The sequence below is a fragment of the Pseudomonas sp. SDT291_1_S447 genome (genome assembly GCF_054070155.1).
Genome location: NZ_JBSVXS010000488.1, coordinates 1 through 211, shown reverse-complemented (window position 1 = coordinate 211; position 211 = coordinate 1). Strand labels below are relative to the sequence as shown.

Genomic DNA, 211 nt, shown 5'->3' with positions numbered 1-211 from the left:
AAAAGTAATGCAGACACCAACAGCACCGTCAGGCCGAACACAAAGCGGTCGCCCAGCTTGAGGATCGCCGCCAGGCGCTCTACCCAGACTAGATCAAGCTGCGCCTGTTGCACCTTGGGCATCTCTGCGAGTTTTTGCCGCAGGGCTTCCAGCGCCGGCTTGTCGACTTCATTCGGCGTCACCAGTACCACGCCCGGCAGCGGGTTCTGTG

The 211-nt window shown here is 60.7% G+C and carries 1 pseudogene; it reads right to left on the bottom strand.

Features of this window, described 5'->3' with window-relative positions:
* Positions 1–211 (bottom strand): annotated as a pseudogene (locus tag ACW9IR_RS30490) (permease-like cell division protein FtsX); the annotation flags it as partial.